Raw genomic sequence first — 13890 nt, 5'->3', positions numbered from 1 at the left:
CATTTTCTCCTTACAGCGCCTGAATGCGCGCCCAGATACGTTCATCCACAGGAATGCCAAGACGCTGGTTCTCAGCTCGCAGCGGTGGAAACTTATCGCCGGGCAGCCGAATTGCCTGCTCGCTGTCAGCACGTTCCGCGTTGATAACGGATGCACGGATGCGGTCGAGTTTGTGCTGGCGAGTGTCGCCATCAATCAGCTTGTCTACATCAATCGCGATAAAGACCTGGGAGATGCCGAATTCATCGCCGTTGTCGTGGGTGACTTCGGTGACGGAGGCGCCGTTGGAGAGAAGGGTGGCCAGCATGTCGAGCACCACCGACAGCGCGGAGCCTTTCCAGTAACCCATGGGTAAGATGCGGCGGTTTTGCTCAAGCGTGGCCGGGTCGCGGGTGTAGTGACCGTCATCATCAAACCCGCCATCGACCGGCAGACTTTTACCGGCCAGACGATTCACTTCCAGCATCCCGTAGGAGAACATCGACATCGACATATCCACCATGGTGATCGGCTCACCCGGCACGGCGATGATCAGCGGGTTAGTCCCGATAGCGCCGCTTTTCGCGCCCCAGGGCGGCATCACGGCAATTGAATTCGTCCAGCAAATGCCCACAAACCCTTTTTCCGCCGCCTGCCAGCCGTAACTGCCGCCGCGCATCCAGTGATTGGCATTTCGCAACGCCACCAGCCCGATACCGTGCTCAGATGCCACGGCCATGGCGCGATCCATCATGCTATGCGCAGTGATATTGCCGATGGCACGCTGTGCATCCCACTGCTCGATCGCCCCCAGCGACAGGACTTTCTGCGCATCGGCATCGGGAACGATATGGCCCGCGTCCAGTTGCTGAATAAAACGCGGGAAGCGATTTACGCCGTGGGAATAGACGCCGTTGAGACTGGTTTCGGTAAACATGTGCGCACAGGCTTCAGCTTTTTCCTGGGGCACGTTACGACTGGTGAGTACGCGGAGAAACTCCTCATACAACTGCTGATAGCTGATTCTCATACGACTGATACTCCCGGCGTTGCCTTGAATTTCATAATGTGGAATGTCATTTCAACTAAATGCTATGGGGAAAAATGGCGCCAGTCAAAGAAATGACCTGAAAAATATTTAATACAAATCAGTAAGTTATATTTATCGGTGGCTTTTGTGATCTCAGGCTTTTTTGCCAGATTTTGCCCGCAGAAGGGCGGTCAGCTCCGGCCGAGCTGACATGACTGATTACCTGTTCTCACGCTTCCTGCCCAATCGGTTTAGCGCAGGATTACCCGGTAGAGTGAGGTATTGGCCGTGATATAAAGTTCATTGTTATCGGGTCCGCCAAGGGTGCAGTTGGATACCGTCTCGGGAATCGGGATTTTGCCTTTACGCGCCCCGTGAGGGTCAAAAATAATGACCCCGTCAGCACAGCTACAGTAAATGTCACCGTTGGCATCCACACAAAATCCGTCCGGAAAGCCCGGTGTGACATCGGCAAAAAATTGCCCGGCTGAGAGTTCCTGTCCCTCCACCCGGTAAACCCGGAGCTGATGGCGTCCCAGCGTCGGAAAATCCACCACCGACATATCGGCCACATAAAGCAGGCTTTCATCGGGTGAGAATGCCAGTCCGTTCGGGCGCTGCAGATCGCTGGCCGCAATACTGAGCTGCCCGCTACCGGGATCATAGCAGTAGAGATAGCAGCCAATCACCTGACTGGGCGCCAGATAGCCTTCGTGATCGTTAACGATTCCGTAAGGCGGGTCGGTAAACCAGATCGTGCCATCAGAACGGATCGCCAGATCGTTGGGCGAGTTAAAGCGTTTGCCCTCAACTTTATCGATCAGCACGCTGACCGAGCCGTCTGCTTCGGTCCGGCTGATCGCCCGACGGCCATGCTCGCAACTGACGACACGTCCCTGACTATCCCTGGCATTGCCGTTGGCATAGTTAGAGTGATGACGCCAGAGGCTGAGTTCACCGTTGCGGTGCCAGCAGTACATGCGGTTGCCTTTTACATCGCTGAATACCACCGCATCATGCTGCGGGAGCCAGACCGGGCCTTCGGCCCAGATGGCAGGGGAACACAGTTTTTCTACCTGCATGCTGCTGGCCTCCGTTACTTCACGCCCCAGATGGTTTTGTAATGATCCTGATAACCGTTTGAAGGATCGTAATTATTCTGCGGTCCGCCATCCTGGCTGATATTTTCCTGGGTAATCAGATGTGCGGGCGTCACATAGCCCGAAGAGGGCTGACCGGCGAAGGCGCGGTTAAACTCATCCAGCAGTTGCCAGCCGTGCAGTTTCAACGGTTCAGCCACGGTAGCGACCTGGCTTTCCCCATTGCGAATGCGCTGGAAGGCTGAGATTGATCCATCGCCTGCGGAGATATTGTAAGGCGCGTTATTACCGCCTTTGCCTGCGGTTTTCAGCGCCGGGGCCATAAAGTCGAAATAGAGATCGTTAATGGCCAGCGAATACTGCCAGCGGTCGCCGTACTTCTGTAACAGGCTGAAGGTCAGCGACGGCATACGGTTAGAGGTATCGGCCAGCGGCGTATCGATAAAATCGATGACTTTACATTCGCTGCATTTCTCAATTTCCTGCTTCATCGCATTGGCTTTATCCAGCGCGATTTTGTACAGCGAGTCGGTAAAGATAATGACCTGAGCTTTGCCGCCCGATTTCACCACGGCGTACTGTGCCGCCAGGCGGGCAACGTCGTTTGAGTCCGAGGTAATGTTATCCGTAATGCCGTACTGCTTAATCGGCCCCGGTGAGGGTTCCGCATGCCATGCCATCAGCACAATCTTTTGCTGCACGGCTTTTTTGAGCGGCATTTTGGCGACGTTCGGGTTCCAGCCGCCAATAATGATGCCGTCCGGGCGCTGGGCGATAGCCTGGTTCAGTGCGGCAAGCTGATCCTTCACCGATCCCGCGCCGTCCAGCGTATCCAGCTTCCAGCCCGCGACTTTTGCCGCCTCGCTGAGCCCTTGCTGAACGCCCTGCACGCCGCCATTTTTCATATCGGAGGCGATAAAAATCAGCTTCTTATTGGCCTGGAGCTTCGGACCTGTAGTGGGGCCGTCCCAGGTCGTGGCGCCGGACGTGGCTTTGGCGACGGCCGCAGTAGCCTGTTCCAGATAGCTGTCTGCGTGAGCGGGCAAAGAGGCTACCAGCATGGCAACGAGAGTAAGACCAGATACCGGATTTTTCATAATGAGTTCCCTGGTGTGATGGTTTTTTGCTGTGGGTCAGGTGTGGTCGCTGGCGTGCTCTGACTGCGCACGACGGCTTTTTGGTTCAGCATACGGCGACGCTGGGCGTAGCCGGCAAGGGTAATCGACAGCAGCAGCGTCGCACCGTTAAACAGCGGCTCAACCCAGAAGGCACCGCCGAATTGCTGGATACCGGCTATACCGATAGCCAGAATCGCAATCCCGACCACCGTGCCCCAGACGTTAACCCGGCCCGGACGAATGGTGGTGCTGCCAAGAAAGGCGCCAACTAAGGCGGGCAGCAGGTAATCCATGCCGACGCTGGCCTGGCCGACGCCCTGTTCAGCGGCAATCAGCACGCCGCTGAAGCCGGTAATGACACTGGAGGCGATAAAGGAGCCAATCACATATTTGTTAACGGCAATCCCGTTGAGCCGCGCCGCCACGGGGTTGCCGCCCACGGCATACATGCATCTTCCCAGCGGCGTATGCTCTGTGATCAGCCATAACACCAGCGCCAGGCCCAGCACGTAGAAGGCGCCGATCGGGATGCCAAAGATTTCGGTGCTGTGCAGCGCGCTGAAGGCGTCCGGCAGATCACCCACAATCTGTCGGCCTCCGGAGTGCCAGAGCGCAATGGCGTACAGCACCGTGCCGGAACCCAGCGTAGCGACAAAGCTGTCAATGTCTGCCAGCGCCACCAGAATGCCGTTCAGCAGGCCATAGAGCGCTGACAGGACCAGCACGGTGAGCACCGCCATCTGCCATGAGAATCCATATTCTACCTGCAGCGTAATGGCCAGAATGTGCCACAGCACGATACCGAAACCGACGTTCAGGTCGATTTTGCCAACAATCATCGGCAGGGTGGCCGCCAGCGCCAGCAGAGCAATTTTCGCTTTACTGGACAAGATCGCCTGCACGGTCAGCATCGAGGCAAACGTGGGGGAGAGGGCCGAAAAGATTAACGCCAACAGCACGCACAACAGCAGTAACCCGTAACGGGTGAGGATCTGCATCGACCACGGCGCAAAGCCGTGCTGAGCCAGGCTGACCCGCTGTTCGAGTGCGGTGGATTTCACCGAGGTTTTAGACATATTGTTTCTCCTGACTGCCTGTTCAGACGGTAGCTAATGGGGCAGCAGAACTGGCGGAGGCCAGCTCCAGTAAACCTGCAAAGGTAACCTGTTCATTTCTCAGTTCACCGACCACCTGGCCCCGGTTAAACACCAGGGCGCGGTTGCAGATGTGAGCAATTTCTTCAAGGTCATTGGAAATCACCAGCACCGCCACGCCGTCAGCGAGGGCTTTATTCAGCAGGTGATAAATTTCTTCACGGGCGCCGACGTCTACACCCGCAGTGGGATCTTCGAGGATCAGCAGCGGCGCGTTGAGATGCATCCAGCGTGCCATCACCACTTTCTGCTGGTTGCCGCCGGACAGGGCGCTGATATCCAGGTTAACGTCTTTGGGACGCACATCGAACAGCTGGACTTTCCACCAGCTGGCCCCGATCTCAGCGCGACGGCCGTAATGGGAGAACAGCCGATGACCGCTGGCACAGGGATTAACAAACAGGTTCTCGCGCACGCTCATCGACATGACCAGGCTTTCGCCCGTGCGGTCGCCCGCCACAAACGAGATGCCTGCGGCCATCGCATCACGTGGGGAACGCGAGTGGCAGGGTTTGTCGCGGAAGATCACTTGCCCGCGGGTGGACTGCTTAAGACCAAACAGCATCCGGCCAATCTCTTCCTGGCCGGCACCGCGCAGTCCTGCCAGCGCCAGCATTTCGCCGGGTTGCAGGCTGAAAGAGACAGGGCCGACTTCATCGATACACACCTGATCCAGCATCAGCACAGGCGGACGCGCCTCGGGCAGGGCAAGACGCTGATTGCTTTCCAGCGCTTCGCCCACAATCATCTCGACCAGGTCGTGAAGCTTGTAATCTGCCGTTACACCCTCCGCCACGCGTTTGCCGTCACGCATCACGCAGATACGATCGGCAATCTCAATCACCTCATCCAGGCGATGTGTCACATAAATCATGCCGACGTTGCGGCTTTTCAGGCGTTCAATCACGCTAAACAGATGACGCACGTCATTGGCAGGCAGCGAGGCGGTCGGTTCATCCAGCACCAGCACTTCCGCGTTCACTGCCACCGCACGGGCAATCGCCAGCAGCGACTTCTCCGTGCGCGACAGTTCAAAGACGCGTGCATCGGGATCCAGCTGAATACCCACTTCTTCCAGGGCCAGACGCGCGCGTTCACGCACCGCCCGCCAGTTAACCAGACCGAAACGGCGGCTGAATCCCATGACCAGCGCCATATTTTCCGCCACGGTCATCCACTCAATCAGTCCCAAATCCTGATGTATAAACGCAATGGGTTGAGTGGTTGCGGTTTTCAGCGCGGCGGCGGATGCTGTGACATTGCCCTGAAAGGTTATCTGCCCTTCATCGCTGGTGTACACGCCAGCCAGCACTTTGATCAGCGTGGATTTACCTGCGCCGTTTTCCCCCAGAAGTGCTACCACTTCGCCGGGGAAGACCTCCAGGCTCACATCGTTAACCGCGGCGTTACCGCCGAAGCGTTTAGTGATATGGCTGAGTGTAAGAACCGGTTTATCCGGATGAGGTTGCATTCCTGCCTCCCGTGACGCCTGGTGAGTATCGGCAGCAAGAGCGGCGACCGCTCATTGCTGATTTCAACATGTGAAATAGCATTCCAAAAAATACTATTCCTGACGCGGGGGAAAAGCAAAGAAGCAGCATGGATATTTCTGCAGCAGAAACAGCAGGTTAAAATATTGTTTTGAATTTGTGATGAACGGCGCATTTCTGTCAGGACGTAACCGACGTGTCCAGCCACACTAAAAAAGCTTAAGATTCCCTGCAGGTATGTCATGAGTTAACATCATGCGTTAGCGGGTTCAGGCAGTAAAAAACGGAGAGGACAGGTGGATGGCGGTGAAAGTGGATAAAGAAAAGGATATGAAGAGCGAAAAGCCATCAGGGACACAGAGCCTGTTTCGTGGCCTGCATTTAATTGAGTTGCTGAGTAATTATCCTAACGGTTGCCCGCTGGCCCATCTTTCTGAACTGTCCGGAATGAACAAAAGCACCGTGCACCGCCTTCTGCAGGGGTTGCACAGCAGTGGATACGTGACCCAGGCACCTTCCCCCGGAAGCTATCGCTTAACCACCAAGTTTATTTCAGTCGGTCAGAAGGCGCTGTCATCGCTTAATATTATTCACGTTGCCGGACAGCATCTGGAAAAACTGAATCTGGATGTCGGTGAAACCGTGAACTTCTCCAGCCGTGAAGATGACCATGCTGTACTCATTAATAAATTAGAGCCGACGACGGGCATGATGCGCACCCGCGCCTATATCGGTCAGCATATGCCGTTGTACTGTTCGGCAATGGGAAAAATTTTTCTGGCCTGGGGCAGCGAAGAGTACCTGTTTAAATACTGGCAAACCCATCAGGATACGATTCAGCAACTGACAAGAAATACCATTACCACGCTGCCTGAGATGCAGCAGGAACTCAAAGATATTCTTCAGCAGCGCACCGCGATGGATCGTGAAGAAAATGAGCTTGGCGTCACCTGTATTGCGGCACCTGTATTTGATATTCAGCAGCGCGTGCCTTATGCGGTGTCGGTCTCGCTGCCGACGGCGAAGCTGCAGCTGATTGGTGCGAAAAACCTTACGGCGAAAGTGGTAGCAACAGCCCAGGCAATTTCGGAAGAACTCGGCAGTAAGGTCTGATTAAAACAGGTTACTTACTGGCATCACGATTCTTATACCCGTTGTCAGGATGACTCTCAGGTACAGTGATTAACTTTGAGGTTGTTGGGTGAGTAAATCCAACTTTTGAAAGGCAAATTTCCATCCTGACTAAGGGGATGAAGCACTGCCATTCAGTAAAATAAATTTTACTGTTCCTGATGTAATGCCCCTGTTTTGTGCGGTCAATATTATTCAGGCCCTCTCTTCCATGATGAAGTGTGATTCTACTGTCACACCCCGATAGTTTTTATTTTCAGACACCCTTCTTTTCGTTTTGCTGACATACATTCTGTTGCTGATTTATTAGACTGCCATCTGAGAATGAACGTTCATTACAGGGTGTCTATGAGAAACTTTCAACGCAGTATGATCGCCGGAATCGTGATGGTTGTGGCGGCCTGTGATCAAGGCAGTCATCAGCCAGAGGCAAACATGACGACAGAGGTGGGTGTAAAAACACTACAAACCCAATCTGTGACGCTGGATAGCCAACTGGCCGGGCGGGTAACGGGCAGTATGACGTCAGATGTCAGGCCACAGGTGGATGGCATTATCCAGAAACGGCTGTTTACTGAGGGCGATGAAGTTAGAGCCGGGCAGGTACTTTATCAAATCGATCCTGCCAGCTATCAGGCCAGTTACGATCAAGCCGTAGCGCAGCTTAAAAATGCGCAGGCGCTGGTGAAAAGCAGCAAATTAAAAGCCGAACGCTATGCGGCGCTGGTTAAAGAGAATGGTGTGTCACGGCAGGATGCCGATGATGCGCAGGCAACGTATCAGCAGAATGTCGCCTCGGTCGATCAGTACCGCGCGAGCGTTGAAAGTGCCCGTATTAACCTGAATTACACCCAGATAAAAGCCCCTATCAGTGGCCGCATCGGAATCTCCTCGGTGACGCCGGGTGCACTGGTCACAGCCAGTCAGACCACTGCGCTGGCTACGATTCGCGCCCTTGATCCCATCTATGTCGACCTCACCCAATCCAGTGTGCAACTGCTGAAACTGAAGCGCCAGCAGGCCTCGCTGCAGCAGAATACCGATGCCGTCCCGGTGACGGTGAACCTCGAAGATGGCACCGCCTATGACCATCCCGGCAAGCTGGAGCTGACCGAAGTCGCCGTCGATGAAGCGACCGGGACAGTCACGCTGCGCGCGATCTTCCCGAATCCGCAGCATGAACTTCTGCCTGGCATGTATGTGCGTGCCAGTGTCACCAATGGCGTGAAAAGCGATGCCATCCTGGCGCCGCAGCAGGGGATTACCCGTGATGCGAAAGGCAATGCCACTGCGCTGGTGGTGGATGACCAGAGCAAAGTTGAAAGCCGGGATGTCGTGGCCGATCGCGTGATTGGCAACAAATGGCTGATCACCTCAGGGCTCAGTCGTGGTGACAGGCTGATTGTTGAAGGAACCGCGAAAGTGCAGCCTGGCATGCGCGTCAAAGCTGTTGAGGTGACGCCAGACAGTCAAGCCACGACCGGCGAGGGCAAATAATATGCTGGCTCAGTTCTTTATTCGTCGTCCGGTTTTCGCCTGGGTCATCGCCCTCGGCATCATGATGTTTGGCATTCTGAGCATTAACAGCCTGCCGGTGGCGCAGTATCCCGATGTCGCCCCGCCGCAAATCAGCATCCAGGCAACCTACACCGGCGCCTCTGCCGAAACGCTGGAGAGCAGCGTGACTCAGGTCATTGAACAGCAGCTTACCGGGCTGGATGGTCTGCTCTATTTTGATGCCAGCAGCACCGCATCCACCGGGCAGGTGAAAATCACGGTGACCTTTAAACAGGGGACCGATCCCGATATCGCGCAGGTTCAGGTGCAGAACAAGGTTCAGCAGGCGGAGAGTCGCCTGCCGACCGCCGTTACCTCACAGGGTGTGACGGTGCAGAAAGCGCAAAGTGACTTTCTGCTGATTCTTGCGCTGTACGATAAAACCAATAAAAGCAGCTCATCCGATGTCGCTGACTATATGGTGAGTAACATGGAAGACAGCCTGGCGCGTGTTCCCGGCGTCGGGAGCGTGCAGGTGTTCGGGGCTGAATATGCGATGCGTATCTGGCTCAATCCCGTCAGGCTGGCAGCTTATTCGCTGATGCCTTCCGATGTCACTACGGCGCTTGAAAGTCAGAATACCCAGGTCTCCTCGGGACAACTGGGGGCACAGCCTGCCAGCAAAGAGCAACAGCTGGTGGCAACTGTCCGCTCGCGTTCCCGACTGCAAACGCCTGAACAGTTCCGCAATATTGTGCTGAAAAGCCAGACAGATGGTTCAGTCGTGCGGCTGAGTGATGTCGCACGCGTTGAAATGGGCGATGAGGATTACAGTTCCAACGTGCTGGCGAACGGTCATCCGGCATCCGGTATTGCCGTGCAGCTGGCGTCAGGTGCCAACGCGCTCTCCACCGCAGAGCAGGTAAAAGCGAAAATTAATGAGTTCCGCAGCAGCATGCCTGCGGGCTATGAGATCGCCTATCCGCTCGACAGCACCGACTTCGTCAAAATCTCGATTGAAGAAGTGGTGAAAACGCTCATCGAAGCCGTGATTTTAGTGGTCATTGTGATGTTTGTGTTCCTGCAAAACATCCGTACGACGTTAATCCCGGCGATTGCTGTCCCGGTCGTGTTGCTGGGGACCTTCGGCGTGTTATCCCTTTTTGGCTATTCAATTAACACCCTGACCATGTTCGGTATGGTGCTCGCCATCGGTTTACTGGTCGATGATGCGATCGTCGTCGTTGAAAACGTCGAACGCGTCATGCGCGAAGAGGGATTGCCACCGCGTCAGGCCACGGAAAAATCGATGAAGGAGATTACCGGCGCACTGATTGGTATCGCGATGGTGCTCTCAGCGGTGTTCCTGCCGATGACCTTTTTCAGCGGATCAACCGGTGTGATCTATCGTCAGTTCTCGATCACCATTGTTTCCTCGATGGTGCTGTCGGTTATTGTGGCGCTGACGCTGACCCCCGCACTCTGTGCGACGCTCCTCAAACCGCATAATCACGAAAGCGGCAGCAAAGGCTTCTTTGGCTGGTTCAACCGCAGCTATGAACGTGTCCAGGCTCGTTATCAGAAGGGGGTTGGTCATGTGGCAAACCGTTCAGTGCGTTATCTGCTCTTATATGGCGTGCTGCTGATAGGTTGTGCGGTGCTCTATATGCGGCTACCGACGGGCTTCCTGCCGACCGAAGATCAGGGTTACATCATGGTGCAGTATCAGCTGGCCCCGGGTGCCACGGAAAACCGGACGCGTGAAGTGCGTCGCCAGGTTCAGCAGTACTTTGCCACCCAGGAGAAAGCGAACGTTAACGTCAGCATGCTGGTGAACGGCTTTAGTTTCGCCGGGAATGGCCAGAACGCCGGTATTGGCTTTATCGCGCTGAAGAACTGGAGTGAGCGCAAAGGCAGCGAGAACAGTGCGGATGCCATTGCAGGCCGCGCAATGGGAGCCTTGTCGGGCATTCGCGATGCGCAGATTTTTGTTCTGACGCCGCCGCCGGTTTCCGGGCTGGGTCAGTCGAATGGCTTCACGTTTGAACTGCAGGCACGCGGTGCGACCAGCCGTGACGAACTGCTTAAAATGCGCGATCAGCTGATTGCAGAAGCGAATAGCGATCCCGCTCTGAGTGCCGTGCGCGCCAACTCACTGCCGAGCCTGCCGCAGCTGGATGTCACGATTGATGACGCCAAGGCGCAGTCGCTGGGTCTGACCATCAGCGATATCAACAGCACTCTGAGTGCCGCGATTGGTGGCAACTACGTCAATGACTTCACCGATCGTGGTCGTGTGAAAAAAGTCTACATGCAGGGTGAGCAGCAGTTCCGCAGCAAGCCTGAAGATATCGATCAGTGGTATGTGCGCGGCACGGATAGCAGCAATAACACCACCATGGTGCCGTTCTCATCCTTTGCCTCAATGAACTGGGCGTATGGTCCGGATGTTCTGTCACGTTATAACGGTCTGGCATCTTACGAAATTGAAGGGTCGGCTGCCTCCGGGAAGAGCTCCGGGGACGCCATCACCGCCATGGAAAAACTGGCGGCGAAGTTGCCCGCTGGCAACACCTTCGCGTGGAGTGGGCTCTCTTATCAGGAGAAACTCTCGGGCAACCAGGCAATGTCGCTGTATGCCATCTCACTGATTGTGGTGTTCCTGTGTCTTGCCGCGCTGTATGAGAGCTGGTCAGTGCCCTTTTCGGTCATGATGGTTGTGCCTTTGGGTGTTATCGGTTCGTTACTGGCGGTTACGCTGCGGGGACTGGAAAACGACGTCTATTTCCAGGTCGCGCTGCTCACCATTATCGGATTGTCGGCGAAGAACGCCATTCTGATCGTGGAATTTGCTGAAGAGCGATATCGCAAGGGGGAGAGCCTGATCAGTGCGGCAACGCATGCAGCAACGATGCGTTTACGTCCCATCATCATGACCTCGCTGGCATTTACCGCTGGGGTATTGCCGCTGGCAATCTCTACCGGCGCTGGCGCGAACAGCCGCATCGCCATCGGTACCGGTATTATCGGCGGTACCTTAACGGCGACCCTGCTGGCCATCTTCTTAGTCCCTCTGTTCTTTGTGCTGGTCCGCCGTCTGTTCCCGGCGAAACCACATGACGAAACAGCGTCTGATGAATCCGCAGCGAAGGTGGAAAAATAATGACTATGTCGTCTGCAAAACTTTTAGCACTGTTTTTGCCCGGTTTCCTTGCGGGCTGCGTTTCGCTCGATCCGCATTATGCACGTCCTGATAATACCGTCGTTGCCGCAACCCCGGCCGGTGAGGCTTATCGCAACCTGCAACCGAATGCGACGAACTATCGCGATATCAGCTGGCAGGCGTATGTGCAGGATCCGCAGCTTCGGCAGGTGGTGGCCATGGCGCTGGATAACAGCCGCGATTTGCGTGAAGCCGTCGCGAGTGTGAAATCTGCACATGCGCAGTATGGCGAGCAGCGATCGAATCTCTTCCCTTCACTGAGTGCCGATGTGAGTGGCACTCGCTCACGAGCGCTGACGGGAGAGGGCAATCAGACCGCGCTGGGCAACAGTTACTCTGCGGAGGGCAGTGTCAGTTCATTCGAGCTGGACCTGTTCGGTAAAAATCAGAGCCTGTCCCGCCAGCAGTTCGAAACCTACCTGGGCACGCTGGAAGGTGCGCGAAGCACGCGCCTGACGTTGCTCTATAACACTACAGATTACTGGTTACAGCTGGCAGCCGATCGCAGCAATCTGGAGATTGCGAAGGAGACGGCAGAGAGTGCGCGGCAGTCACTGGAGGTCACGCGCAAACGGCTGCAGAACGGCGTCGCATCCATGGTGGATGTCGCGTCTGCAGAAACCACCTGGCACTCTGCGCAGGCGGATGTCGCCAGCTATACCACCAGCGTGGCGCAGGATAAGAATGCACTGGACCTGGTGGTGGGTAAAAGCGTGCCTGAAAATCTGCTGCCAAAAAACATTGAGTCTCTGGGGCAGGCGTTGCGAGAGGTGCCAGCGGGGGTGTCATCAGAAGCCCTGAATAATCGTCCTGATGTCCTGCAGGCTGAACACAATCTGAAGGCGGCGAATGCCAATATCGGTGCAGCACGGGCAAACTTCTTCCCGAGTATTTCGCTGACGGCAAGCGGTGGCGTTGGCAGTGCCGATCTCTCTTCACTGTTCAAAAACGGGGTGGGAATATGGTCATTTGCGCCCAGCATCTCGCTGCCGATCTTTAAAGGGGGCTACAACATCTCTTACCTGAACTACACCAAAGCGCAAAAAGAGTATTACGTGGCGGTGTATGAGAAGTCGGTGCAGACGGCGTTTCAGGAAGTCGCCGATGCGCTGGCGCGTAAAGGCACCATTAATGACCAGCTGACCAGTCAGCGTAACAATGTCGCGGCTTCACAGACCTATTATCATCTGGCGGAGCTGCGCTATCAGCGTGGTGTGGACACTTATCTCAATGCCTTAACCGCACAGCGAACGCTCTACACTGCCCGAACCAGTCTGGTCAGCGTTGAGCAGGCCTACTATCAGAACCTCAATACTTTTTACAAGGTGCTGGGCGGCGGTACGGCGCTGCCGGAATCGGAACTGAAAATGTAGTCCGGATGCGCACGCCGGTGTGCGTGCGCATTCCCGCTAAAGCGCTGCAACATGCCGCGCCTGAATGATGCATACACTACCGGGTGTTGGGAGCTATGAGCCGGACATGACCGTCAGAAGGTAAGGCAAATATTCCCTCCCACTCCTGCCTCGGGTACCATACCAATCATTAAAATATAACGATGATATTGCGGTCAGTTATCAGGAGTTTCTTTGAGTAAGTCAGCAAATGATGATTTCCAGGCGCAGCGTCAGCAGCAGATCATTTCGGCGGCGAAAAACTGTTTCAGTCGCTCCGGCTTTCATGGTGCAAGTATGGCCGATATCAGTCATGAATCAGGTTTAGGCGCAGGTCAGATTTATCGCTACTTCAGCAGCAAAGAATTAATTGTCAGTGAAACCATAAAAATTATCGCCGAAAGCTGGCGGCTGTTTTTAGTAACAAACTTTCAATTAAAAATCAGCACGTCAGAGATTATTGATACGGAGTCTGAATTCTGGCAGGCGTGGTCATTCAGGGATCGCTGCTTGCTGCTTGAAATGTATTCGGAGGCATCACGTAATAAATCCGTACGCGAGTTGCTTGCGCAGGAAGAATACCGGCTTATTGCGGAACTGGATCGCGTATTTCAGCAACACATGCCCGAAGCGGGTGCTCAACAACGAAGTGACCGTATTCAGTTTTTGCTGATGCTGGTCGATGGGGTGGCCTGTCGTACGTTCGGGGATAAACACCTGGATCAGCAGGAGTTAGCGCGAATCAACAGCACCCTCACAGGGCATCTGTTTTCCTGA

10 protein-coding genes are annotated in these 13890 nt (G+C 55.1%); 5 read left to right on the top strand and 5 right to left on the bottom strand.

All coding sequences use genetic code 11. From position 1 onward, the window contains the following. Nucleotides 1-10: 10 nt before the first annotated feature. From yiaK to PU624_RS00360, 5 genes are all read right to left on the bottom strand, one after another. Nucleotides 11-1009: a 3-dehydro-L-gulonate 2-dehydrogenase gene (gene yiaK, locus PU624_RS00380; RefSeq protein ID WP_283544909.1), complete on the bottom strand. Its 999-nt coding sequence runs from the start codon at nucleotides 1007-1009 to the stop codon at nucleotides 11-13. A 251-nt stretch (nucleotides 1010-1260) separates the two neighbouring features. Then, nucleotides 1261-2091, bottom strand: a complete 831-nt coding sequence (locus tag PU624_RS00375) for an SMP-30/gluconolactonase/LRE family protein (protein WP_283544908.1) — start codon at nucleotides 2089-2091, stop codon at nucleotides 1261-1263. A gap of 14 nt (nucleotides 2092-2105) precedes the next feature. Continuing rightward, nucleotides 2106-3206 (bottom strand): ABC transporter substrate-binding protein, encoded by a 1101-nt coding sequence (locus tag PU624_RS00370; protein ID WP_283544907.1) that lies wholly within the window; start codon nucleotides 3204-3206, stop codon nucleotides 2106-2108. Further along, nucleotides 3203-4303: an ABC transporter permease gene (locus PU624_RS00365; RefSeq protein WP_283544906.1), complete on the bottom strand. Its 1101-nt coding sequence runs from the start codon at nucleotides 4301-4303 to the stop codon at nucleotides 3203-3205. Before PU624_RS00365 ends, PU624_RS00370 begins: the two co-directional genes overlap by 4 nt. Before the next feature lie 22 nt (nucleotides 4304-4325). Continuing rightward, nucleotides 4326-5852, bottom strand: coding sequence for a sugar ABC transporter ATP-binding protein (locus PU624_RS00360; protein WP_283544905.1), 1527 nt, complete (start codon nucleotides 5850-5852; stop codon nucleotides 4326-4328). 319 nt (nucleotides 5853-6171) lie between these two features. On the opposite strand from PU624_RS00360, the gene PU624_RS00355 reads away from it, so the two are divergent. The 5 genes from PU624_RS00355 (at nucleotide 6172) to PU624_RS00335 (ending at nucleotide 13890) form a co-directional block, all read left to right on the top strand. Next, nucleotides 6172-6984: an IclR family transcriptional regulator gene (locus tag PU624_RS00355; RefSeq protein WP_283544904.1), complete on the top strand. Its 813-nt coding sequence runs from the start codon at nucleotides 6172-6174 to the stop codon at nucleotides 6982-6984. Between the two features lie 366 nt (nucleotides 6985-7350). Beyond that, on the top strand, nucleotides 7351-8499 hold the full coding sequence (locus PU624_RS00350; RefSeq protein WP_283544903.1) for an efflux RND transporter periplasmic adaptor subunit: 1149 nt from the start codon (nucleotides 7351-7353) through the stop codon (nucleotides 8497-8499). Between the two features lies 1 nt (nucleotide 8500). Continuing rightward, nucleotides 8501-11662 (top strand): efflux RND transporter permease subunit, encoded by a 3162-nt coding sequence (locus tag PU624_RS00345; protein WP_283544902.1) that lies wholly within the window; start codon nucleotides 8501-8503, stop codon nucleotides 11660-11662. After that, on the top strand, nucleotides 11662-13095 hold the full coding sequence (locus PU624_RS00340) for an efflux transporter outer membrane subunit (protein ID WP_283544901.1): 1434 nt from the start codon (nucleotides 11662-11664) through the stop codon (nucleotides 13093-13095). Before PU624_RS00345 ends, PU624_RS00340 begins: the two co-directional genes overlap by 1 nt. Before the next feature lie 213 nt (nucleotides 13096-13308). After that, nucleotides 13309-13890: a TetR/AcrR family transcriptional regulator gene (locus tag PU624_RS00335; protein WP_283544900.1), complete on the top strand. Its 582-nt coding sequence runs from the start codon at nucleotides 13309-13311 to the stop codon at nucleotides 13888-13890.

It is taken from the genome of Pantoea sp. Lij88, assembly GCF_030062155.1.
Lineage (GTDB): Bacteria > Pseudomonadota > Gammaproteobacteria > Enterobacterales > Enterobacteriaceae > Pantoea.
Note: the sequence above shows the minus strand (reverse complement) of the source record. Positions and strands in the feature narration are given on the sequence as shown.

Excerpts from the sequence above, each read along its gene's own strand:
- yiaK (WP_283544909.1), bottom strand. The coding sequence starts at position 1,009 with ATGAGAATCAGCTATCAGCAGTTGTATGAGGAGTTTCTCCGCGTACTC.
- PU624_RS00375 (WP_283544908.1), bottom strand. The coding sequence starts at position 2,091 with ATGCAGGTAGAAAAACTGTGTTCCCCTGCCATCTGGGCCGAAGGCCCG.
- PU624_RS00370 (WP_283544907.1), bottom strand. The coding sequence starts at position 3,206 with ATGAAAAATCCGGTATCTGGTCTTACTCTCGTTGCCATGCTGGTAGCC.
- PU624_RS00365 (WP_283544906.1), bottom strand. The coding sequence starts at position 4,303 with ATGTCTAAAACCTCGGTGAAATCCACCGCACTCGAACAGCGGGTCAGC.
- PU624_RS00360 (WP_283544905.1), bottom strand. The coding sequence starts at position 5,852 with ATGCAACCTCATCCGGATAAACCGGTTCTTACACTCAGCCATATCACT.
- PU624_RS00355 (WP_283544904.1), top strand. The coding sequence starts at position 6,172 with ATGGCGGTGAAAGTGGATAAAGAAAAGGATATGAAGAGCGAAAAGCCA.
- PU624_RS00350 (WP_283544903.1), top strand. The coding sequence starts at position 7,351 with ATGAGAAACTTTCAACGCAGTATGATCGCCGGAATCGTGATGGTTGTG.
- PU624_RS00345 (WP_283544902.1), top strand. The coding sequence starts at position 8,501 with ATGCTGGCTCAGTTCTTTATTCGTCGTCCGGTTTTCGCCTGGGTCATC.
- PU624_RS00340 (WP_283544901.1), top strand. The coding sequence starts at position 11,662 with ATGACTATGTCGTCTGCAAAACTTTTAGCACTGTTTTTGCCCGGTTTC.